This is a genomic window from Sphingobacterium sp. JUb56 (assembly GCF_014191365.1).
Lineage (GTDB): Bacteria > Bacteroidota > Bacteroidia > Sphingobacteriales > Sphingobacteriaceae > Sphingobacterium > Sphingobacterium anhuiense.
Genome location: NZ_JACHWL010000001.1, coordinates 2,722,455 through 2,744,141, shown reverse-complemented (window position 1 = coordinate 2,744,141; position 21,687 = coordinate 2,722,455). Strand labels below are relative to the sequence as shown.

Sequence of the window (21,687 nt, the reverse complement as noted above, 5' to 3'; positions counted from 1 at the left end):
TTTATTCGTTTACGGGGTTAATACGTTGTCCTTCTTTCAGGCGGTCAGCGCCTTTTGAAACAATCCGATCACCGATGTCAACACCTTCAGACACCACATAGTGATGCTCATCCTTATCCCTTATTTTTAAGGAAGCAAGATGAACGGTATTATCTTTTTCAACAGTATAAACCATGATTTTATCTTGAATTTTAAATGTAGCCGATTGGGGTATTTTAATAACATCATCATAATATTTTGGCAAAATAATTCTACCTGTGTTTCCAGATCGTAGCAGATTGCCCGTATTTTTAAAGGTCGCTCTAAAATTGATAGCCGCTGTATGTGCATCAAATTGCCCGAGGACTAAGTCAATTTTTCCGTTTTCAGAAAAAATGGATTCATCTGGTAACTGTAATTGAACAGGAGGAAGGCGCTTAATTTTCTCTTCAATAGTTGAACCCGAATAATGCGATTTAAATTTTAAAAAATCTGTTTCACTCATGGAGAAGTAAATATGAATTTCAGATATGTCCGATAGTACAGTGAGCGGTTCCTTTTCTTGTAGACCAACTAACGCACCTTTTTTGTAAGGAATTCTTCCAATGTAACCACTAACAGGGGCAATTATATGTGTAAAGCTCTTCTTTATGGCCGCTAATTTTTCATCTGCTTCCGCTTTTCTAACCGCAGCTTTTGCAAAGTCGAGCTCCTCCTTAGCCGTTTGTAGTTGAACATTAGAAAGCACATTTGCACGTTCAAGCTGTTTAATTCTATCGTATTCAATTTGTCCTTTTTTTACTAATGATTGTGCCATTTCTGTCGAAGCTGTAGCCGATTGATAAGTCTCTTGAAATGTCTTTTCCTGAATAATAAATAGTACTTGTCCTTTTTTTACATAAGCACCTTCATCCACTAAGATTTTATCCAGATAGCCAGAGACTTGCGGCCGTACTTCAACGTTGTTAATTCCAGAAGCTACTCCAGGAAAGTAGTCCGCCATTTCATAACGCTCTTTCTTAATTTCAGCGATAGGAATTGTAATCGATTCCTCCTCAGATTTCTCTATTTTTGGGGAACAAGCCGCTGTTAAAAATAATAGTCCTAGTATAATTCCAAAATACCTTTTACTTTTGCGACTATAAAAATCATAAATATTGTCCATTTTTATTTTTTTGTGTGCCACAAAGCTAGTGTAGCTTTGTTTATAAAATAAATAGGTTAAATTATCGATATCTATAAAATAATTTATATCAAATGCTATGGTTAATTTAGAATGGTTTAGAACATTTAAAGCGATATATAATACAGGGACTTTAACACAAGCCTCAAAAGTTCTCTTAATTTCACAACCTAATGTGAGCCAGCATCTATCGTTTTTAGAAGCACACATAGGAAAGAAATTGTTTGAACGCAAACCCCGAAGAATGGTTCCGACGGATTATGGGAAATTGTTTTATTCACAACTGATTGGGCCATTGGAGGGCTTGGAGCGACTTGAATCTGAGTTTAGGTATACCAGAGAATCGGATATACCCCTTACCTGTATTGGTGTTTCAAGAGATTTTTATACAAATAAAATTTCTTCAAAGGTTGGACTTGCGCCCGCTAATCTTGTGTTTGAATTTGATGATTTTTCGATCCTAAAGGACAATCTGTTACATGGTAATCTAAATTTTTTAATAAGTGAATATTCTGGTCAAGAAAAGAACATTCAATATGAAGAGATTTTTATAAGCGAGGATATTGTTGTAGCTAATTCCTCTTTGGATACACATGAACTAGATATACTATCTGTCGATCAGCAAGATGAAATTGAACAATGGCTATTAAATCAAAAATGGTATACCTATAGCAGTGATTTAATACTCGTCAAGAGTTTCTGGCAAGAGAATTTTAAGAAACGACCCAATATTAAACCATGCTTGATTATCCCTGATTTTAATGCTTTAATAGGTACGCTTATACAGGGGCATGGTCTGAGTATTGTTCCAAGCTATATTGCAGAATCCTATATTCAGGATAAAAAATTAAAAGAGATCTGTCCTAATCTAAAAAAACATCCTATTAAACTCTATTTAGCCTACAATAAAAATGTCGTTTCATCGCATCAAATTGATATGATTAAAGATCTGTTATTGTAATTATGGATCCAAGACGCAAAATTGATATCCCAAAATAGATGTCCTGTCCACCAAACGGTATTTTTTGTATGTTGTTTTATCTAACGTTTCATTATTACACTGCAATCAATCCAGCTAATTTCAGTAAAGATCTATGGAGTATCCTCGATTTTTAATGTTATTAACTATTTAGTGATTTCCCCTCTTGTCGATTTCTACTATTCTTGTTAAGAATAGAGCACATTTTTGATAACGCAACATATAACTACCTCAGTAATTTTTCAGCCTAATTTTTCTGATAAATAGCGCCATTTTCTTCAAATATTAGAATAGCATTCTGCTATTATTATTTTTATACATAACTATAATTCTTATTATTTTGATGATAGCTGTATCCGCCCGTACTTTGTATTGAAATAGCAAATAAAATGTGCGAAGTATTTTGCCATGAGCTACAATGTTTGGATCATCAATTTAATTTAGAAGTCATTGACTATTCAGATGTATACAAACAAATATGCCGCGCTCTTTATTAGCTTGATCTCATTTTGTGCTTTTACTAAGAATACAGTTTAAGGATACTTGACCAAATTGTAAATTATAATAATATGAATAATATAGCATCAAATTTACCCAAAGCCTCCTTGAGAGATGAGAAAAAAGGTCTGCCAGCATCACTTTGGGCACTGACCATTACAGCTTTTGGAATTGGTACGACAGAGTTTGTTATTGTAGGACTGTTGCCTACTGTCGCGAAAGATCTAGCGATTTCCATCCCCTCAGCAGGTCTGTTAGTTAGTCTTTATGCCATAGGGGTAGCGATAGGAGCGCCTATACTTACAGCTTTGACTTCCCGATTTCCTCGTAAACCCTTGTTAATTTCCATAGTCTTGCTGTTCATCATTGGAAATATATTTGCAACACTTGCTCCAGGGTTTATCACCTTAGTTATTGCGCGAGTTTTAACCGGTTTCGCTCATGGTATATATTTTTCCATAGGATCCACGATTGCAGCCTCTTTGGTTAAAGAAGAAAAAAGAGCGACTGCTATATCCATTATGTTTGCCGGGCTTACACTCGCGATTGTCACTGGCGTACCGTTAGGTACATTCATTGGTCAGCATTTTGGTTGGAGAGCAACCTTCGTAGGCGTTTCCATATTGGGCATTATCGGTTTGGTATCAAGTGTTATGCTACTACCTAATACATTGAAAAATGCTAAAGGAATAGCATTAACTGCACAACTTAAAGTTCTGACGAATAAGAAGCTGATCTTGGCATTTCTGATGACAGCAATGGGGTATGGAGGCACATTTGTTGTCTTTACCTACCTTTCGCCCATTCTCCAGGAGATTACAGGTTTACAAGAGTCGACAGTAACCGTTATCCTGCTGATTTACGGTATTGCGATAGCGATTGGAAATCTTGTAGGCGGAAAAATTGCCAATAAAGCTCCTTTAAAAGCATTGTTTTGGATGTTCATTATCCAAGCACTTGTTCTTTTCGTTTTCTATTTTACGGTATCCAATACGGTGCTTAGTATTATAACGTTATTTCTAATTGGTCTATTGTCATTCGCCACTGTACCAGGTTTACAATTGCTTGTTGTTCAGATTGCCGAAAAAGAATTGCCGGGCACGGAAGATGTCGCATCAGCAATAAATATTGCAGCATTTAATATCGGCATCGCGATCGGATCTTACGCCGGAGGGTTAGTCGTCACTTCATCCCTAGGTTTGCAGAGTACCCCTTGGATTGGTACACTATTCCTAATTGGAGCAGTATTACTTACTTTTTATAGTATTCGATTGAATCGTAATCGGTAATTTTTAAGTTTAAATGATACATGATGAAAAAAAATAATATGAGACATAAAGGGTATTCAAATATTTTTAAACCCGGAAAACTCACGTTTGGTTTTATGTCTCCTATGGTGGGTTACCCCGACAGTCCGGTACCTGATATATCCAAGTTAGAAAAAATAGTTTCGCTCGCAGATCAAGGTGGTATAAGTGCCATATGGCTAAGAGATGTTCCCTTTCTAGATCCCCAATTTGGCGATGCCGGTCAGGTCTATGACCCTATGGTATATGGCAGTTATTTAGCTGGGAAGACCAGTAATATTACGATTGGTACCGCTGGCATTGTACTCCCGCTTCGTGACCCTTTGATCATTGCAAAACAAGCCGCGACACTCGATCAGCTTTCTGAAGGACGTTTTCTTTTAGGGCTTGCTTCTGGAGATCGGTTTGGTGAATATCCTGCTTTTGGTTGCGATTTTGAAACCCGTTCGGAAAGATTTCGCGAAGCAAGACAAATTATAAAAAAAGTTATTGAAGAAAGCTTTCCTCAATTTCGTTCTGAATTTTATGGTTCCCTCGACGGTACCTTAGACCTGATACCGAAACCTATTTCAGGACATATACCCACCATTTCAATTGGACGTGGGGGGCAAAGTATTGAATGGATCAGCAATAATATGGACGGATGGATCTGGCATGGTGATGCGGCAAGAAATGTGAAGTTGCGTGTACAGCAGTTAGAGCAAGCTGCAGATCATGACAGATTTATACCTTATGGTTATGGACAATTCTTTGATTTATCGGAAGATCGTTTTAGTCCACTGGTGTTGTCCAATTTTCATTTATCAGGAGGGCGAGACGCTTTAATTGAATTCTGGGAAGAACAGCGTAAAGAGGGATTATCACATATAATATTAAATATCAAACCCACACGAAGACCAGCAGATGAATTGATACAAGAGTTTACAGAGTTTATTGTTCCTCATTTCGCATAGCTGAAAAACGAATAGAGCCTAGCTATCGACTTTTGCAGGACTACATTCTTGCGAAGCAATGGAAATCGAACGCTATATTTCTCATTAATATATATAAAATACCTTAAATTAATACTATCAAACAATGAAGATGATCAGAAATGGAATATTGGCCTTTGCATGTTGCGCCATTTTTTTCTTAACAAATACCGCAACTGCACAAATTGCAAAATCTCCAAATATGAAAAAGAAAATTTTATTTGTGGTGACCAGTCATGATAAAAAAGGAAGTACAGGAGAACCCACGGGTTATTATCTTTCGGAGGTATCCCATCCATGGAAAATATTTAAAGATGCAGGATATGAAATGGACTTTGTGAGTCCAAAAGGAGGAGAGTCACCTGTCGATGGCTTTGATTTAACCGATCAGGTCAATGCCGAATTTTGGAATGATCGCGTTTATCATACTAAAATAACCCAAGCTAAAAAACCAAGTGAAATAAATCCTGCCGATTACGTTGCTATTCACTATGCAGGCGGACATGGTGCCATGTGGGATTTTCCTGAAAATAAGGAATTGGCAACTGTTGCAACCAAAATATATGAGCAAGGTGGTATTGTGAGTGCAGTATGTCATGGACCTGCTGGTATAATAAACATTCGGTTAAATAATGGTCGTTATCTGATTGAAGGAAAGAAAGTCAATGGTTTTAGTGATGATGAAGAAAGAGCCGTAAAATTAGATCAGGTAGTTCCGTTTTTATTAGAAGAAAAGTTAAAAGAACGAGGTGGTATTTACGAAAAATCAGGTGTATGGCAAGAACATGTCGTAGTAGACCAACGATTGGTTACGGGACAGAACCCACAATCAGCAAAAGCTGTTGGTGAAGCCGTCCTGACATTACTTTCCAAGTAAAAAAATAGTGGACAAGTTTGTCTAAAGGTTGTAGATAAGCTTGTCCCCACTTAATAAATGAAGGGAGCAATTTGACAAGTGGATAGGTGAAGACCAATAATTTTCCTGCTTTTAAAAATTAAATGTGGTTTTGATCATCATTTGTCGTCCTGGGAGACGATAGTTCGATACCTTCATTGCGTTTGGTGAAAAATCAATCGTTCCAAATTTTTTGATATTGGTCAAGTTTGTTAATCCAACTTGTAAATCGGTTTTTATTTTCACAAAAACGAATCTCGAGCTGAAATCTGAAAATATAAAGTTTAGGTTTGGCTGTCCCGCCTGCTGTGTAAAACGATGCTCCGCCGAAAGGGTTATAAATAAATTTTTAAAATAATTTGCAGTTAAACCGGATCTTTGCGTAAGCTGTTTCGGGTTTATTTTTACTTGTGTATCAATTCCTGGTATGCTGTTGGTGATGGAATAGTTGCCAAGGTACGACCAGCTGAGAAAATTTGTAAGCTTTGATTCGATACCTGCGGCATAAGATACTGTTGATGTATTGAAATTTTCAACTAAACCATTTTGCAGCTGTGTGAACCTCTTGATTTCGTAGTTAGCCGAAACATTAAATGTACTTTGTATAGGAGGTAGATATTTACTGCCGTTTGCATTAAATGATAAAACTGAATTTCTATTTTTCATAGCCAGGATTATTTTCTGTTGCAGATTTTTATCGACCCGAAACGATGAAATAGTATTGAAAGATGTATGATCGTAACTGACAGATAGATTAAAGAAAAGCATGTTTAAAGACTGCTTAAATCTAAAGGTAGCGTTTACATGATGGGATTTCTGTTCTGATACTGGAGCATCATTTGCATACAGAGACCGATAGTTTTTTAAAATTATTCCTTTGTAGACTTCTTCGATTCCACCAAGTTTATTGTTGAAATTATAATTTACTGCTATCTCATTTTCAGTTCCAATCCGATAATCAACTTTTACACTAGGATCAACAAAAACACGGTTTAAGGAGGTGTCCAATTTTTTATCTAAATCAAGGTAACTAATCTTATTAAATCCTACAGGTACAATAAGAGAGGCTCTGATTTTATTTCCAGTATATTCGTAGGAACCTTCGGCATATACCTTTCTTTTAAACCACTCAATATCATTGGTCATTGTGTTAATCAGTTGCTTGCTTTCGTCATACTGTTCACGATAGAGGTTCGAAATAAGTTGCTGATCTTGTGTACTAACTCCCACTTTATAATTTTGTTTAAATCTACCAGTACGCAGGCCATATGTCACGTAGTTGTTGGTGAAAAAAGTTGGCGTCTCTACTTGTTGTATTAAACTTGCATAAGGAATGCCATTATTGAGCAGGGAGTCATTTAACCCTGGATTTATGGAAAGCGATTCAGGTTGTGATGTGAGGTTTAAGTAAGAATGGAAGTTAACCGTATGAGATGATTTCATCTTCTTTATATAGTTTAGTTCATTTGATATATCAAAAGTTTGTTGTTTAAGTATCTGATCAGCATCCTTGAGGTTGATTGCTATTCCAGAATTCACCTGCTTTGGGTCGAAGCTTGCGATTAGCGTATTGTTAAAAAAATAAGAATCAGTATTGCCTGTTAAATCAAGTTCGCTATGTATTTTTTGTATATTCGTTTTATTGAGCTGTGTTTCTTCGTAGCTGAATGTCTCACCGTTACTTAGATAGGTATGAGATGAAACGTCCATCTGTTGCGTTTCATGCTGATATAGATAAGAGAAATTAAATTTTGCAGTAAGATCGTTATTGATCCTGTAATAATTATTTAGGTTTGCTAATGCTGATGTATTGAACAGATATCTGCTCTGAGGTAGAGGAGGACTACCTCCAGTTCCGGTTGATAAAAGCTCCTGCGGTTTATTGTTTTCATTAGCATATTTATTGTTCCCATGTGTCTGGATTTCAATTCTAGGATCTATTCCAATATTGTTTGCTGTTGCATTGTTAATAAATTTAAACTTTTTACCGAAGGACATCGCTATAAAATTCGCTTCGAATTTTTTCGGGATTCCGATTCCTGCACAAACTTCCTTTATGATATCTAATTTGGCCTCATCCTTTATTACGAGATTGATAGCAACATCGTCGCTCATATTATTCTGTCGCAAAAGTTTGATCGGTTGATCTTTTTCAATGACCTGAACTTTTTCAACTGCTCCGTGTGGAATTTTCGTTCCGACATTGTATCGGTCATTGAGCATATTATCACCATCTATATAGAAATTGGATATAGCTTTACCATTATATTTTATTTTTCCATCATCTTCGATTTTAATTCCCGGCATCTTCCTGATCACATCTGCAATTGTTCGATCCTCGCTACTGGTAAAATGAGCAGTTGTGTAATTAAGCGTATCCCCATTGGACGTGATTTTTGGTCTGCTTATAATATCCACTGTTTTTATTTTAAACGGCTCTTCGATCATTACCAGATCATAATTAGGTTTAATATTTTTTTTATCTAAAATGATGCGTTGATTTTTAAGACCGACTGCTGTTACAGTTAATATAATCGTGTCTGTGGTATTGATCGGAAATGTAAGGTTAAATAAGCCTATTTTAGATGAACTTCCAAAATTTAAAACAAGTCCATCTTTTGTTTTCAAGATCAGATTTACAGCAGGAATAGGCTCACCATTTGAATTTGTAATTTTTCCTTTTATCTGCAACTGTGAAAATGCAGATAAAAGAAAACCAAATGTCAACACAACTGTCATGCATACCTTCTTTTTCATTTAGGATCATTTTTCTCAATGGGATTATTCTCTTTCATATTTTTGATCATACCGCTTCCGAATGATAATGCGGGCATTGTTTTGTGACGAGCATCCGCAGTGCCGAAATCCATTTGTGATTTAAAAAATCCTTCTGGATCTTTTTCTAGTGCTTTTTTAAGTTTAGTGAGCTGTTTTATATCTGTCTTGATGATATGCTCTGGTAATTTAATTTCATCTCCCAAATACGTATTAATTTCATTGATATAGAGCTGCATTTCCGGACGTATACCAGCAGCTTCTAATTTTATTTTCTCTTGAGACATGCTGTTCGCAGCAGTTACATTTTCTATCCCTGCAAACCTGAACTGTACCTCTTCATTTTCATCATAAGCCTCTATAATTAAACCTGGAAGTCCGTTTAATTTCCATGGACCACTTTGGAAAGGAAGTTCTGGAGAATACCAGGCAACCCATTTTCTACCTCTAAAGTCTGCTGTTGCTTTTTGGCAATGTATACCGGAGAAGCTGGTCGTATCATTAGTCACTGTCCAACTAATTTTTGGAGCGTCTTCCTGAACCAAATATTGTTTGATGATCTGTTCTTTTGTATAGAATTTTTGCTCTTTAAAAAAGAAAAAGTAATCTGTTAAAGTAGGGATATCCCTGATTTCAGACCCTACGGTAGTTGATGCCGAAGAAGCTGCACTTGCCGTTGTGGACATAACAGTAGCATGTTGTGCATTTGAAGCTATTAGCATACGCTTGATACCCTGAGCCTGCGCTATTTTAAGGCCACTAGTGTATAAGGATGCATTTTTCCCGATTATAAGCAACATTTCTTCTCGATGGATAACATCTTTCTTAGTCGTGTCCTGTAGGTGCATAAAATTATAACGCACTCTTGCTAATACCTTATCTGCTGTCTGGCTGTAGGTAGAAAAGGTTGCAGTTGCCAGTAGGCAAGTCAAAAAATGTTTCATATCTTTTAATTAATTTGGAATAGTAATAGTGAGATCCAACAGCCATTTATATCACTGTAAAGAAGGATAATGGAATTGCCAATAATTTGATCTTCAACCTGTATGACGAATTGGATCATTTTTTTAGAATTATATTTTTGATTTGATGCTGTTAATTTATGTGGTGTCAATGAAAAATTTCATTAACACTTTTTGGAATTAATCTCGCCCAAAATTGGCATCCCAAAATTGCCTTTTTTGGCACGAGATTATCACTCCTTCAATTACCAGGGGTTTGGTGTGAAATTCCACATATCATAAAATGGAGTCGTTCCGGAACGGCCTGTAGTAATATATGCGACATTACCATGTACAAAACTAACCGCTTGATGCCGGGCAGAACCGGGGAAATTCTGATGTTCTTGCCAATAATCTCCTGTTGCAACATACCTCCACGTTTTGTTTGCAGGAGCACCGCTGCTTGTTGTCAAACCGCCAGTTATATATGCATTGTTATTGAGTACAAAAGCAGAAGCACTTAATCTTGTCAGATTGTAATTATATTTGTCATCTCTTCCAGCAAGTGGCTGTTTTTCTTTCCAAGTCGTTCCATCAAAGCTATAAAATGAACTTACATTTTGATTGTTACTTGCACCACCACCTAAATAAGCTAAATTATTCAGGATAAATACAAATGGAAATGACCGTTTATTTGGTGTGCTCGCTATTTTCTTCCAGTTGCCTCCAGTCGGGGTCGACTGATAAGAGAAGAAATCATTATAATCCTGACCATCAAAATCCCGCCCTGTACCGACATATGCTGTTCCATTTAGCGTAAAAGCAACGGCACCATAACGAGCTGCTCCTATAAAATCTGTAATTTTGCTCCATTTATCCGTCTTGGGGTCATACTCATAAAAATCGGTGTACATCACCTTTGAATTTGTACCTAGACCGACATAACCTTTTCCATTAATAACAAATGCTACTGCATTGTTTCTTGCTTCACCAGGAAAGTCTGCTACTTTATCCCAACTCTGTAACTTAGGATTGAAACACCAGGTATCAACAAAGCGGGTAGAATTTGTGCCATAACCAGTAGTAATATAGGTTAAATCATTAATGGTAAAAGAGGCGGCTCCGCTACGGGGTAAACTTTCAAAATCAGCACCACGTGTCCACTCGTCAGGATCATCATTTTTTTTGTCGCGGCAAGATATACTGACACTGCACATGACGGTCATTAGTACTACTTTCATTATCCAATTCATCTTCATGTATTTAATAGTTAACATATAATATATTTAATTTTATTGCGGGTTTGTTTTGTTGATTTGCAATGATCAGCCGATTGACAGAAGACAGCAAGTCTTTTGTAGGAAGGGTGAGCAGAAGACTCTGCTTTTCGTCAAAACCACTTTGCTTTATTAGTTTTGATACGTAATCTGTGATATCGAATTCATATCTGCCATTTATAACACCGCCACTCTGTGTGTTTGGTTGGTAGACAGCGGTTGCATTGCCGTTGGCACCCTGTACGATTGACGTGGGAGTTCCATATTTATTAGCAACCATCAATATTAAAGAAGTGGGCGGCGGCTGGTTCCCAATACCTGACTGCTCTGTTTCAATAATCAGCGTAGCCTTACTCAATGCCTTATTATCAATACTTAAAAAAGACCGGAGGGTAGGAAAGCGCAATCTTGTCACTATACCCGTACTACCCTGTATGAACGTCTTATTTTCGGTCTTGGAGCTAGCGATCTCTTGATTGTCGAAGGTTAGATCAGCGAGATTAGTATTATTTCGGTTCGCAGTTATTTGATTATACTGGTATTTACTAGGGCCAATACCGAGCATCAACGCACCAGAGGCTTTTTTACCGTCAATCTCGTTATCATAGGAATAATGAATGCGTAGTTTTAAAGAATCTTGAAGTCCAATGGCTGCATGTGAAGCTCCATCCGAACGTAACAGAAGACCTTTAAAATATTCGACAAAATCATCGTTATTAACGAGTTTGCTATCCTTATTTACGGCCAGACCGAGTAGTTGTTTTCCTAAAATATCATCGAGTCTAAATCTTAGGGTATCTGTTTTCGTATTCGGTCGCGGTATGATCGTGATACCACCGAGTGGTATAGGGTCATAATCAAAAGTCCGATCCGAATATAAGGTAGCTTCGGAAACAAATACGGGATATTCATCATCTTCCAAAGCAATAGGGAGTTCTTTTGGTTCAATATCTTGAATCACCCGGTGAATATCTAGTCTTAACGCCCGACTGGTGTCGCCATAACTGTATTTGTTATAGTAGAATTCGATAGAAAGTGAATCATATGTCACCTCGTCAGGTAATTTTTCTAGCGAAAGGTCCGAAGCTGATAATCTGAAATAGGAAGACACTGCTACTTGACCAAATTGCTCATCAACAGTGCCGCCAACGAGCAATTTCTTATTCGCCGCAGTTGGTAATGGATCTAATAAAAAAGATGAAGCAGTGATGGTAAGCGTATCAGCATTATTGATCATCAACTTTTCATCATTAATATCTATGGTAAGTCCATCGACACTCTTGCAACCGAGAATAAATACACAACAGCAACAGAAGAGTGGATGTATAAGATTTTTTGAGATCAAGTTTTTCATATCATTTTACTTATTTCTTCAAAATTGATCATATGCGTTGTAAACGAATGTTACATTTTGTTAAAGTAGGTTAACCCGTTAATTAGCTGTGATTTTGATTGTTATTTTTGTTCCGTAAATGAAAAAGAAATTAAAACTAATACTTGTTCTGGTGCTGTTGGGCGGCATGGGGATACTGCTCATTTTGGGCACCTGGTTATACGCGAGTTATAAGCAGCGCATGGGCTTATTTCTAACAACTGCAGAACAGTCCTTATATATGGCGATACACGAAACGATAGCAGAAAAGCAGGAGCTTGATCATGATGACAATCTAGACCTACCTGATAGTCGTGCTTCGCTGCTACCAGTACATTTAGTACAAACGATTGTCAAAAAATTTCCGCAAATACAGGAAGCTGATCTCCAGATTTTTTTAGATAGTTTGTATCATAATGAATTAAGAGTAGTGAGCACCACTAGGAGTATGCCTGCTGTTGCCGCCACCATGCATCCGGTACAAATTGCCGGAACAGTAGATAATGAAATCGCTGATATGTTGTGGAATGAAAGTGTGCATCGTAGGATAGCAGTGCCGCTGTTTAGTTTTTTAGGAGATTTATCGGACCAAGAATCGTTAAATAAAATTGAGAAACGGTTTCACAACGATCTTCTTGTAAAAGGTATTGATATCAAGTATGATCTGAAGGTTGTTCCCGCAGCAGAAGATAGTACCTTATTAAGCGGGCAACATTCTGTAGTGACTAGGAGAAGTGTAAATGATGGGGAAGCAGTTACTACTGGAACTGTTTCAAGTCTTTCTATAGATGATACAGATCCCTACGCAAGAAAATTCATTACCGTTGATTTTCTAAATCCCTGGCAGTTCTTTTTCTATAGTTTGAGCTGGCAGTTGATTATATCACTGATCATGGTTTGGATCATCATCGGCTCTTTTGTTTATCTCTTTCACACCTTGTTAAAACAGAATAAACTGGAAATACTTAGAAAAGCCTTTGTCAATAATCTGACTCACGAACTACGAACCCCTGTAACCACAGTATCTGTAGCACTGCAAGCACTTGATGGTACTGTCGGAACCTTAAGCGATCAGATCTCCTATCATCATATTGCCAGCGAAGAGCTCGACCGTCTTTCTTCCATGATCGACAAAGTATTACAGATTGCCGAAGATGATCTATTAATGGATAGGCAGTTAGACTGTACAGAATATGATCTGATAGCATTGATACAGAAGTGCATATCAAGTGCCCGTGTGAGCAATAATCAGCATGATGTTAAATTTGTTTTCTCACCATCAACGGATAGTGAATATATGCTAGGAGACAGTCAGCATATGAGAAATGTAATCGCTAATTTAATAGAAAATGCGATAAAATATGGTGCTGACGAGGTTCATATTGTGTTACAGATCAAGAAAGAAGATTTTGTAACACTATCCATTCAAGATAATGGTATCGGTATTGAATCTGCATATCACGATCAAGTCTTTGAACCCTTTTTTCGAGTACCAGAAGGAGATCTCTATACGGTTAAAGGCTTTGGTTTAGGTCTGGCTTATGTACAGCAGATTGTTCATCAGCATGGTGGAACTATAAAGTTAAAAAGTGTGTTACATGAGGGGAGTACCTTTATCATATCTATACCTAAAAAAATGAAAAAATGATTGATATATTATTCGTAGAAGACGAAGAAAAAATGGCCAAAATTGTGCGTGATGTATTGATCTCCAAAGGATTTAACGTTAGGTTCTGCACGGATGGGCAACAGGGGTGGGAATCATTTTTTCTCAATAAACCCGATATTGTAGTTACCGATATCATGATGCCCAGAATGGATGGGTTTACATTGGCTTCTAAAATCCGCGAAGTGGATAGCGCTATCCCGCTGATATTTCTTACTGCCCGCACCTCCGAGGAGGATGTGTTAAAAGGATTTGATATGGGAGGAAACGATTATCTGAGAAAACCCTTTAATATTGACGAACTTGTGGCTCGTATCAATTCCTTGAACAGACTGAGAAATAAATACAATCCGACCGACCGAATCCTGATCGGTAAATATGAATTAAATCCAAGCCAGCATACCTTGCGATCTGGTGATGAATGCATCGAGCTGTCGTTTCGGGAGAGTGAATTGTTAAAAAGACTATACGAACGTCGGAATACAGTTATAGGCCGTAAAGAAATCCTTTTTGAGTTCTGGAACGGTAATCAATGTGCAGGTAGGAGTATGGATGTATTTGTATCTAGATTACGAAAACATATCAAGAATGATCCAAATGTCAGAATCCTTAACGTAAGAAATGTAGGTTATAAACTATTCATCCGGGAATAGAAGAGAAAAAGTGTTTTTTTAATCTAATATTGTTAATAATTTTAATAGATCTAAGTGCAATAGTATAATATTATACTTTGTATGCGATTGAGATTAATAAAATTGCTCCTTTGAGCTGTAGTTTTGCATTCAACCATGTATAATAACATGTTCCTGTTCTATTCAAAAACAATTGTTTAAATAAAAAATAAGATGATCACAATAAAAAGAAATCAGATCGATGAAATGGAAAAATTCTATCGGATCAGCCTGGTCAATAGTCTGATCGGTTTTAAACCAGTCAATCTTTTGGGTAGCTGTAACATAGATGGATCACCTAATTTAAGTATTATCAGTTCAGCATTTCACTTAGGAGCCAACCCGCCCTTGATAGGACTCGTTATGAGACCTCAACGCGAGCATAACGATACCCTTAAAAATATCCAGGCTACCGGCCAATATACCTTGAACAATGTATTGCCAGATTGGTATAAACAGGCCCACCAGACCAGCGCCAGTTATGCTTCAGGGATATCTGAATTTGAAAAGTGCCACTTCAATGAGTTGTATACCGATGGATTTAAAGCTCCTTTTGTCAGAGAATCAACTGTCAGGATAGGCTTGGAGTTGCGAGAAATCATGGATGTACCGCTTAATGGAACAAAGATTGTCATTGGCGAAATCGTTCAGATTTTACTGGATGATTTGATTATCGAAGAGGATGGCACTGTCGATCATGTTAAGGCAGGATCAATGGCTGTAGCCGGATTGGACCGTTATTTTATTCCGGAGTTTTTAGGTCGTTTATCTTATGCAAAACCAGGAATTAAGCTGGAGGAAATAAACAAGTAGCAATAAACTACTCGATTGAATAGTTTCACATTTCGTAATAATTTCATTCGACCTATCAAGCAAAATAGCCACTTAACAATATCTTAAAAAACAACCTATTATGTAGTCAAAGCTCTAATTGAAAGTTTAGCTAATCATTCTGAGTAAATTCATCATTCGTGAAGAGTTATTTCATTTGGTCATTTCCACATTTGGGAGCGATATTGTATTTTTCTTATATTTTCCCTCAACCTCATTAGTCTCTGTTTTCATTTAATTGTGCGATAAAATTGCGCAATCGATTGATTTAAAATAATTATTTTTTTGATACATTATTTATTTAACTTCATTTCTAATTGTGTGAGTTATTGTGAATTGTGTCATCCATGATTTAAGTAGCTTGTAAATAAACCTAAAAAGTCCATAATGGATTTTCTTTTTTCAAGTATTGCGCTCGTAAGGGTGAAATGTATAATTTTTATTAAATATTATTGATGATATGGGTATTCCATCAGCATTAAAATTAAAAAAGGTAAATGTTTTTTCAACAAACGCTTTTCGTTTTTTTAGAAAAATCGGCGTGAGAAAAAGGTTTGATTATCAATCCTTTTTACTTACGTTATTATTGCTTATTGCAATTCCTAAAGTTGGTATATCGCAATCAAGCAATATGTACCTGCATACTGACCGAGACTATTATTTTCCGGGCGATACAGTATGGTTTAAAGGTTATTTTTTGAGCGAAGGACTATTTGCTAACAATCTTCATAATATGTATATGAAGTTAATTGACACACAAGGAAAAGAATTGTTACAAGCAGTTGCATTTATCAATAATGGAGTTACAGCAAGCCATTTCCGAATTCCTTCTAACTATGCGGCAACCGAGATTTATATTAATGCCAATACGGTCTTAGATTCATGTGCAGATAGCAAACCCTATTTTAAGCGACTGCATATATTACAGATCGCTAAAGCAGATGAAGGAATGGAGCCTCAAGGAAAACCTATATTGAATCAGGGATACCTGTTGAATATCATTCCTGAAGGAGGAGTATTGTTGAGTGGCGTGGAAAATAAAATCATCCTTCAAGTTTTAGATGGTAACGGATACCCTGGTAAGGCTGACGGAAAATTAGTGGATGATAGAGGTAAAGTGTTGGAACAGTTTCAGACCGATTCTGTTGGATTGGCTGCTGTTCAGTTAACAGCAGAGGCTGACCGTGATTACACTATAGAATGGACAGCTACTGATGGTAATAAGCAAAAAAACATATTGCCTAAGGCGGTATTTGGGAGCAAAATTAACTTGGTGGATCAGGATTCAATCGTTCTCGTGCAGTTGCAAACAACTAAAGAATCTGAAAATGTGTTTGTCAGTGTTGGTATAGGAAAGCGCAAATTATTCGATCAGGAGTTGACTTTAAAGAGTGGAAAAAAGATTAATATTCCCCTACAAAAAAGAGATATTGAAATAGGTATCCTACAAGCATCGCTATTCGATACCCAGCAAAAGGTTTTATCAAGACGCAGCATGTTACTCGAACAGGAAAGAGTTTTTTTAACACCTCAAGTTACTTTTATGGGGGAATTCAGAGATAAATCTGAAGGAAAGGTTAATGTTCAACTTCCCGATGGTGAGAAAATTGCAAAGCTGTCTGTATCTGTTACAGATATTGCAATTCCAGTTGACACTACTCAAAGTATATTAACGGATCTCTATTTTCAACCATTAAGCCAGGAGGAACTCCTTAATCCCCAAACTTATTGGGAAGGCGCAAAACAAAAAGATTTATTTATTCAGGCTCACAGATGGAATTATACTTATTGTCCTACTGCTGATTCCATGATTATAGATCCTATCTTGACCATCAAGGGGCAAATTAATTTAGAAAAGAAATCGTTCACTAAGTTTTATGAAGAATATCAAAATGAAATAAAGAAAGGTAAGAAAAGGAATATACCGGCTCGCGGAGCTTCTTTCGGCTATCAGGATGAACGTTCCGATCGCATGCAGTATACAGAAGTAATATTTGATAAAAATGGCCAGTTTACAGTACCCAATTTAATTGTATTCGATTCGCTGGACACCAAATTTGTTCAAGTCTATCGGATTTTGAAGTTTACCCCATTTAAAGTGAAATATCAGTTTTATGATAAAAAGCAGTTTTTAAAACCGATCTATTATCCACAAAGTTTATTTAGTGAAAGATCAAAACTACTTTCCGGTAATCAAGATGTAGAACGTGATGATTATTTGCGGGATGCGCGTGGTAACCGTATTCTTCAAACAGCGGAAGTCACCCGTACTAGAAAACAGAGAGAAATAGACCGTTTGCAAAGACGTTTTCAGACTGTAGAGCCACATACTGTACATGACCCCGATGTCATCCTGTTGCCTCTTATGGATAGCGTTGTTATTAAACAAAGTCAGTCTCTGCGTGAATATGTAGATCGTAACTTGCAAAATAGTTCTACAATAAAATATCTATTAAATGGCAAGGTGGTATTCGATCCTAAAGCTATGAGCAAAACACCATCGAAAAATCCGTTGCAAAATGTCGGAGTAGCGAGCGCGGTAGAGGAACAAAAAGGTTCAAATATTTCTTTTTTAGATGAAGATGTTTCCAACTTTCCTTATTTAAAATTTTATAGGACCTATAGTTCAGCTGAGTTTACCGGGACAAATGTACTTCTTGTTTTTGAATATTCTCCTTCTGAAATCGATCGCGATATCGGCAAATCTGAGTATTTAGAAAAAATTATGGGTTATATGCCTATAACAGAATTTAGCAATAAAGTTTACGCTACGGCAAAGGAACGTTTGAGTTCTAATTCAGATAATCGAGTCACTTTATATTGGGATCCATACTTTGACTTTGAAGAGGGAACAAAAAACAAAGCATTCACTTTTTACAACAACAGCAAAAATAAAGGGGTTTACGTTACTGTTCAGGGACTAACTTCATCAGGTAAGGTGATATATTACCGCAAGGCATATAAATGATAAGTAGGTTTTGGTACCGCTTTGTTATACGCGGGTAAATTTGATGATTTCGTGATCTTTGTGCAAGATCCAATGTCTGTAACCGATCCGTATAAGAAATTGCGGAATATACCGGTCCTTGAAACCTGGGGCGGTAGGCGAATTGTATATCAAAATCAGTATCAAAGGAACGCATAAAAAACACATTAATTGATTTCCATAAGATCGTTCCTCTATAGCGAGGTGCGATCTTTTTCCTTGTCATACGATGCTTAAATAAAACGTGCTTTCAATATCATAGCGTTCGTATATAAGTAGCTGACAGGTCTTAAATTTAAACTGTAATTACGAAGTGATCTATCTTTACATTAGTGATTACACATTGCTTTGCTATTTCTTTAGAAATAACAGTCCCCATTTTTCCGATATACATTGTTTTTTCAAATGTTTGACCGATTTCATATGGTTGTTGAACCTGCAGTTTAATTATTCTTTCAAAATGATTGTCTTTAATTTCAACTAATGCTTATCATTCCTTATAGCTAATGAGTAATCGATAATCTTTCCACTTATATCTATGCTCTTACTGCCCTCAAAATAAGCGTTGCTAAGAATTATAAAGGAAACAACTGTGCCACTAAAAATAAATGTCATACCTAGTGTCATAAAAAATATTCTAAAAATTGACCTTAAGGTTGTCGGCATTTGAGTTGTATAATTTTTGGTCTCGTGTTGCTTAATAAATTTCAAATAAATGAAGGAACAACTTGGGATCATCACGATTAATATCGGTAATACAAAAAAATTAACGGTTCATTTTATGGCCAGAGAAAACTCCGTAAATTTTAATAAGAAAGTGGGGAGTATCATAATCAATATAGAAAGTCCAATGACCAGATAGAAAGATATTTTAAATTGTCGCATATTTATGGCTATAGTATGCGCAATACTAGGTTGTTATTGTGCTGGTTTTAAAATTTGTATAAATAAAGAGTATGAGTCTCGGACTATAATTCCATTAAATTATAATACTTTTTTAAGCAACAACTCAATTTCTTGAGCATGAGTCATGGTCATAAAATGACCTGCATTTTCAATCACATAAGTTGGTTTAATGTTACGAATGGGGATGATACGATCTTTGTTACCATGAATATGGATGACAGAGGAAGGGACCACGTTATTTTTCCAGTGTAAGATTTGATTGATCGCCCATTTTAAAAATTTGACATCAGTATCCTGCAATATCTGTTTGAGCATCCGTTTATCTTCTATTGAGCTGATACCAAAGAAATAATCGACCAACCTATTGTGCTGCTTTAGAAAAGTATTCGGTAGAATATAATTGAGTTTTAGAGCACCTATTATTTTGTATAGAAAAGGCAGTTCATATTCACCTTTAGCAGAGGCAAGCAGGATAATCTTCTGCACCTTAATAATTTTAGCTATTTCCATGGCCATCATTCCCCCAAAAGAGAGACCAACTAGTATCGGTTGTTCATCATTGATCTGCAATGACAGTCGCTCAGCATATGCTGCCATAGTCTCTTTTTTTAGCGGGGCGATCCAGTCGATATGGATTACCTGAAGACCTTCAAAATTTATTTTTGAAAATACCTTCCGGTCAACACCTAAACCACTTAATATATAAATATGATTATTGCTCATTTACATTTTATGGAATAACATATGATCAGTTTTTGATCTTTAATATTGCTAAAATAAGCAATTTGAATTGCATTTAGTTGACCAATTTCGCCCATCGACTTAAGCTCAAGGAAGTATTATACCCTAACTTTCAAACGGAGAAAATTTTCCTGTAATTTTCCGTTTTTTTTAAAGTTCGCATAGTTTATTTAAGTTATTTAAGAACATAAACCATGTTTTTATATGAGTTAATATCATGTTATCTCAGGGTGCAATCTTCAGTTTAATAATAACGTTATTTTTGGATTTTTACTCTAAATTATTCGTAAATTAGAGCATATAAATACTTCGCTATGGAATGACCGATTCCATACCATATTCTACCCAGAATGCTCAGTAGCATGGGGTAGACACTGCAAGAAAGCAATACTAAATTTGTTAAATTATTAACGCCATTAAAATGAAAAATCTACACAATTTGTTATTAGTCGCATTTGTACTAATGGCTTCATTTTGCTTTGGACAAATATTGCCCTTTACTGAAAATGGACTTACCATCAGTTATGATGGACCTAAAAAAATAGGTACCCGTTACGATGAATATTGTAAAACCACATTCGACATTTATAAAGTAAAAGGGATCGTGATAAATGCCAATAGTGATAAAGCAGCCCATGTGAAAGCTATTTTAAACTTTGAAGGTCACACCTGTAATAAAATCTACGGCGAAAATGGACCTTCAGGAGGAGAGGTAATCAATAAAATTTATACCCTCAATATTCCTCTACAAACTAAACATCAGAGCCAATATTGGGTCAATCGGTTTGTATCCCTGTTACCTCAAGACTCCATGTCTGCCGAGATCAATGTCGAAGTAGTGAAAGACGAAGAATGCCCGGATCCAAGTTTTTCATTTAGCTACGAACTTGTGGATTCGAAAGGCAATGTGCCCGATAGCAAAACCGAAGCGACATTAGTAGAAGAGATACCTGAAATAAAAACGAGCCCGAAAGGTAATTTTAGCAACTACAGCACGCTTATTCTGGGTGACTGGTACATGGATCGTGCAACTGGGGTTGATAACGGAAGAGAAGTAGCGCTGGGATTTGAATATGCCAAAGATAGTTTTCGTTTTGGAGCCGATGGTAACGCTATACATCAGGCCTATAGTACGAAAACTAATATCAGCTGGAATATCGAAAATGATCAACTTAATCTTACTATAAATGGAAGCATAAGAACTTTTGAAATCGAAAGATTAGATGGTTCATCATTGCTTTTAAAAGACGGTTCAGGACCAAAGTATTTACGTCTTGTTTATATAAAGAAGTAAAATATAGATAAAGTGCTATATTTTTTCTGACTTGGCCTTATAGTCTAAGAGAAAATAGCGATCCCAAGTGGTTCGCTATTTTTGTAATCATTCGATGATTTCCTTATTTCCCATTCAAAATGAAATATTACTAAACAGATGTTATTTTTTTATTTTCCGTATATGATACTTAGTTAATCAAATGTTTTTTAATTCAATAAATAATTGATTTTAAAATTTTAATTTTATACTTTTTGGGAAAATAAAATTATATTACAAATTGTATTTAGGTTTTGTAATTTCAATATTAGTATTTATATTACTAATATTGAAATTCTTTCATAAGGGAATTTCTTAAAAAATATTGTTTTAAATATTATAATTCTATTTATTCGTATATCTTATATAATATTATAGAAGATCAATTTTTAAATTT

16 protein-coding genes are annotated in these 21,687 nt (G+C 36.0%); 10 read left to right on the top strand and 6 right to left on the bottom strand.

Features of this window, described 5'->3' with window-relative positions; translation table 11 throughout:
* Position 1 precedes the first annotated feature (1 nt).
* The gene (locus tag FHR29_RS11545; protein WP_183914796.1) at positions 2-1,144 is read right to left on the bottom strand and encodes an efflux RND transporter periplasmic adaptor subunit; all 1,143 of its coding nucleotides are present in this window, start codon (positions 1,142-1,144) and stop codon (positions 2-4) included.
* 97 nt (positions 1,145-1,241) lie between these two features.
* Here FHR29_RS11545 and FHR29_RS11540 point away from each other — a divergent pair, with 97 nt between their 5' ends.
* From FHR29_RS11540 to FHR29_RS11525, 4 genes are all read left to right on the top strand, one after another.
* The gene (locus FHR29_RS11540; RefSeq protein ID WP_183914794.1) at positions 1,242-2,123 is read left to right on the top strand and encodes a LysR family transcriptional regulator; all 882 of its coding nucleotides are present in this window, start codon (positions 1,242-1,244) and stop codon (positions 2,121-2,123) included.
* A gap of 587 nt (positions 2,124-2,710) precedes the next feature.
* Complete coding sequence (locus FHR29_RS11535; RefSeq protein WP_183914792.1) at positions 2,711-3,928, top strand: MFS transporter; 1,218 nt, start codon at positions 2,711-2,713, stop codon at positions 3,926-3,928.
* Between the two features lie 20 nt (positions 3,929-3,948).
* A complete protein-coding gene (locus FHR29_RS11530; RefSeq protein WP_183914790.1) occupies positions 3,949-4,899 on the top strand; it encodes an LLM class oxidoreductase in 951 nt (316 codons plus the stop codon).
* A 124-nt stretch (positions 4,900-5,023) separates the two neighbouring features.
* Positions 5,024-5,794: a type 1 glutamine amidotransferase domain-containing protein gene (locus tag FHR29_RS11525; RefSeq protein WP_260292063.1), complete on the top strand. Its 771-nt coding sequence runs from the start codon at positions 5,024-5,026 to the stop codon at positions 5,792-5,794.
* 111 nt (positions 5,795-5,905) lie between these two features.
* Here FHR29_RS11525 and FHR29_RS11520 read toward each other — a convergent pair whose 3' ends face one another.
* From FHR29_RS11520 to FHR29_RS11505, 4 genes are all read right to left on the bottom strand, one after another.
* On the bottom strand, positions 5,906-8,569 hold the full coding sequence (locus FHR29_RS11520) for a carboxypeptidase-like regulatory domain-containing protein (protein WP_183914789.1): 2,664 nt from the start codon (positions 8,567-8,569) through the stop codon (positions 5,906-5,908).
* Positions 8,566-9,531 carry a GLPGLI family protein gene (locus FHR29_RS11515; protein WP_183914787.1) on the bottom strand — a complete coding sequence of 322 codons (966 nt, stop codon included), beginning with the start codon at positions 9,529-9,531 and terminating at the stop codon, positions 8,566-8,568. The genes FHR29_RS11520 and FHR29_RS11515 overlap by 4 nt, the downstream gene beginning before the upstream one ends.
* Before the next feature lie 263 nt (positions 9,532-9,794).
* Complete coding sequence (locus FHR29_RS11510; protein WP_165902523.1) at positions 9,795-10,781, bottom strand: kelch repeat-containing protein; 987 nt, start codon at positions 10,779-10,781, stop codon at positions 9,795-9,797.
* Positions 10,782-10,791: 10 nt separating this feature from the next.
* Complete coding sequence (locus FHR29_RS11505) at positions 10,792-12,159, bottom strand: DUF4270 family protein (RefSeq protein WP_183914785.1); 1,368 nt, start codon at positions 12,157-12,159, stop codon at positions 10,792-10,794.
* 118 nt (positions 12,160-12,277) lie between these two features.
* Between FHR29_RS11505 and FHR29_RS11500 the strand changes: the two genes are divergently transcribed.
* The 5 genes from FHR29_RS11500 (at position 12,278) to FHR29_RS11480 (ending at position 19,193) form a co-directional block, all read left to right on the top strand.
* Positions 12,278-13,825: a cell wall metabolism sensor histidine kinase WalK gene (locus FHR29_RS11500; RefSeq protein WP_183914783.1), complete on the top strand. Its 1,548-nt coding sequence runs from the start codon at positions 12,278-12,280 to the stop codon at positions 13,823-13,825.
* Complete coding sequence (locus FHR29_RS11495) at positions 13,822-14,496, top strand: response regulator transcription factor (protein ID WP_183914781.1); 675 nt, start codon at positions 13,822-13,824, stop codon at positions 14,494-14,496. Before FHR29_RS11500 ends, FHR29_RS11495 begins: the two co-directional genes overlap by 4 nt.
* 192 nt (positions 14,497-14,688) lie before the next feature.
* A complete protein-coding gene (locus tag FHR29_RS11490; RefSeq protein WP_183914779.1) occupies positions 14,689-15,327 on the top strand; it encodes a flavin reductase family protein in 639 nt (212 codons plus the stop codon).
* A gap of 559 nt (positions 15,328-15,886) precedes the next feature.
* A complete protein-coding gene (locus tag FHR29_RS11485) occupies positions 15,887-18,313 on the top strand; it encodes a hypothetical protein (RefSeq protein ID WP_183914777.1) in 2,427 nt (808 codons plus the stop codon).
* Between the two features lie 733 nt (positions 18,314-19,046).
* On the top strand, positions 19,047-19,193 hold the full coding sequence (locus FHR29_RS11480) for a hypothetical protein (protein ID WP_165902522.1): 147 nt from the start codon (positions 19,047-19,049) through the stop codon (positions 19,191-19,193).
* Between the two features lie 122 nt (positions 19,194-19,315).
* On the opposite strand, the gene FHR29_RS11475 is transcribed toward FHR29_RS11480, so the two are convergent.
* The gene (locus tag FHR29_RS11475; protein ID WP_183914775.1) at positions 19,316-19,960 is read right to left on the bottom strand and encodes an alpha/beta hydrolase; all 645 of its coding nucleotides are present in this window, start codon (positions 19,958-19,960) and stop codon (positions 19,316-19,318) included.
* A gap of 439 nt (positions 19,961-20,399) precedes the next feature.
* Here FHR29_RS11475 and FHR29_RS11470 point away from each other — a divergent pair, with 439 nt between their 5' ends.
* Positions 20,400-21,272: a lipocalin family protein gene (locus FHR29_RS11470; protein WP_183914772.1), complete on the top strand. Its 873-nt coding sequence runs from the start codon at positions 20,400-20,402 to the stop codon at positions 21,270-21,272.
* Positions 21,273-21,687 lie beyond the last annotated feature (415 nt).

Bases quoted from the DNA above. Each gene is read 5' to 3' on its own strand.
- FHR29_RS11480 (WP_165902522.1), top strand. From the start codon at position 19,047: ATGAAGGAACAACTTGGGATCATCACGATTAATATCGGTAATACAAAA.
- FHR29_RS11495 (WP_183914781.1), top strand. From the start codon at position 13,822: ATGATTGATATATTATTCGTAGAAGACGAAGAAAAAATGGCCAAAATT.
- FHR29_RS11470 (WP_183914772.1), top strand. From the start codon at position 20,400: ATGAAAAATCTACACAATTTGTTATTAGTCGCATTTGTACTAATGGCT.
- FHR29_RS11490 (WP_183914779.1), top strand. From the start codon at position 14,689: ATGATCACAATAAAAAGAAATCAGATCGATGAAATGGAAAAATTCTAT.
- FHR29_RS11530 (WP_183914790.1), top strand. From the start codon at position 3,949: ATGATGAAAAAAAATAATATGAGACATAAAGGGTATTCAAATATTTTT.
- FHR29_RS11505 (WP_183914785.1), bottom strand. From the start codon at position 12,159: ATGAAAAACTTGATCTCAAAAAATCTTATACATCCACTCTTCTGTTGC.
- FHR29_RS11525 (WP_260292063.1), top strand. From the start codon at position 5,024: ATGAAGATGATCAGAAATGGAATATTGGCCTTTGCATGTTGCGCCATT.
- FHR29_RS11475 (WP_183914775.1), bottom strand. From the start codon at position 19,960: ATGAGCAATAATCATATTTATATATTAAGTGGTTTAGGTGTTGACCGG.
- FHR29_RS11535 (WP_183914792.1), top strand. From the start codon at position 2,711: ATGAATAATATAGCATCAAATTTACCCAAAGCCTCCTTGAGAGATGAG.
- FHR29_RS11520 (WP_183914789.1), bottom strand. From the start codon at position 8,569: ATGAAAAAGAAGGTATGCATGACAGTTGTGTTGACATTTGGTTTTCTT.
- FHR29_RS11510 (WP_165902523.1), bottom strand. From the start codon at position 10,781: ATGAATTGGATAATGAAAGTAGTACTAATGACCGTCATGTGCAGTGTC.
- FHR29_RS11515 (WP_183914787.1), bottom strand. From the start codon at position 9,531: ATGAAACATTTTTTGACTTGCCTACTGGCAACTGCAACCTTTTCTACC.
- FHR29_RS11540 (WP_183914794.1), top strand. From the start codon at position 1,242: ATGGTTAATTTAGAATGGTTTAGAACATTTAAAGCGATATATAATACA.
- FHR29_RS11545 (WP_183914796.1), bottom strand. From the start codon at position 1,144: ATGGACAATATTTATGATTTTTATAGTCGCAAAAGTAAAAGGTATTTT.
- FHR29_RS11500 (WP_183914783.1), top strand. From the start codon at position 12,278: ATGAAAAAGAAATTAAAACTAATACTTGTTCTGGTGCTGTTGGGCGGC.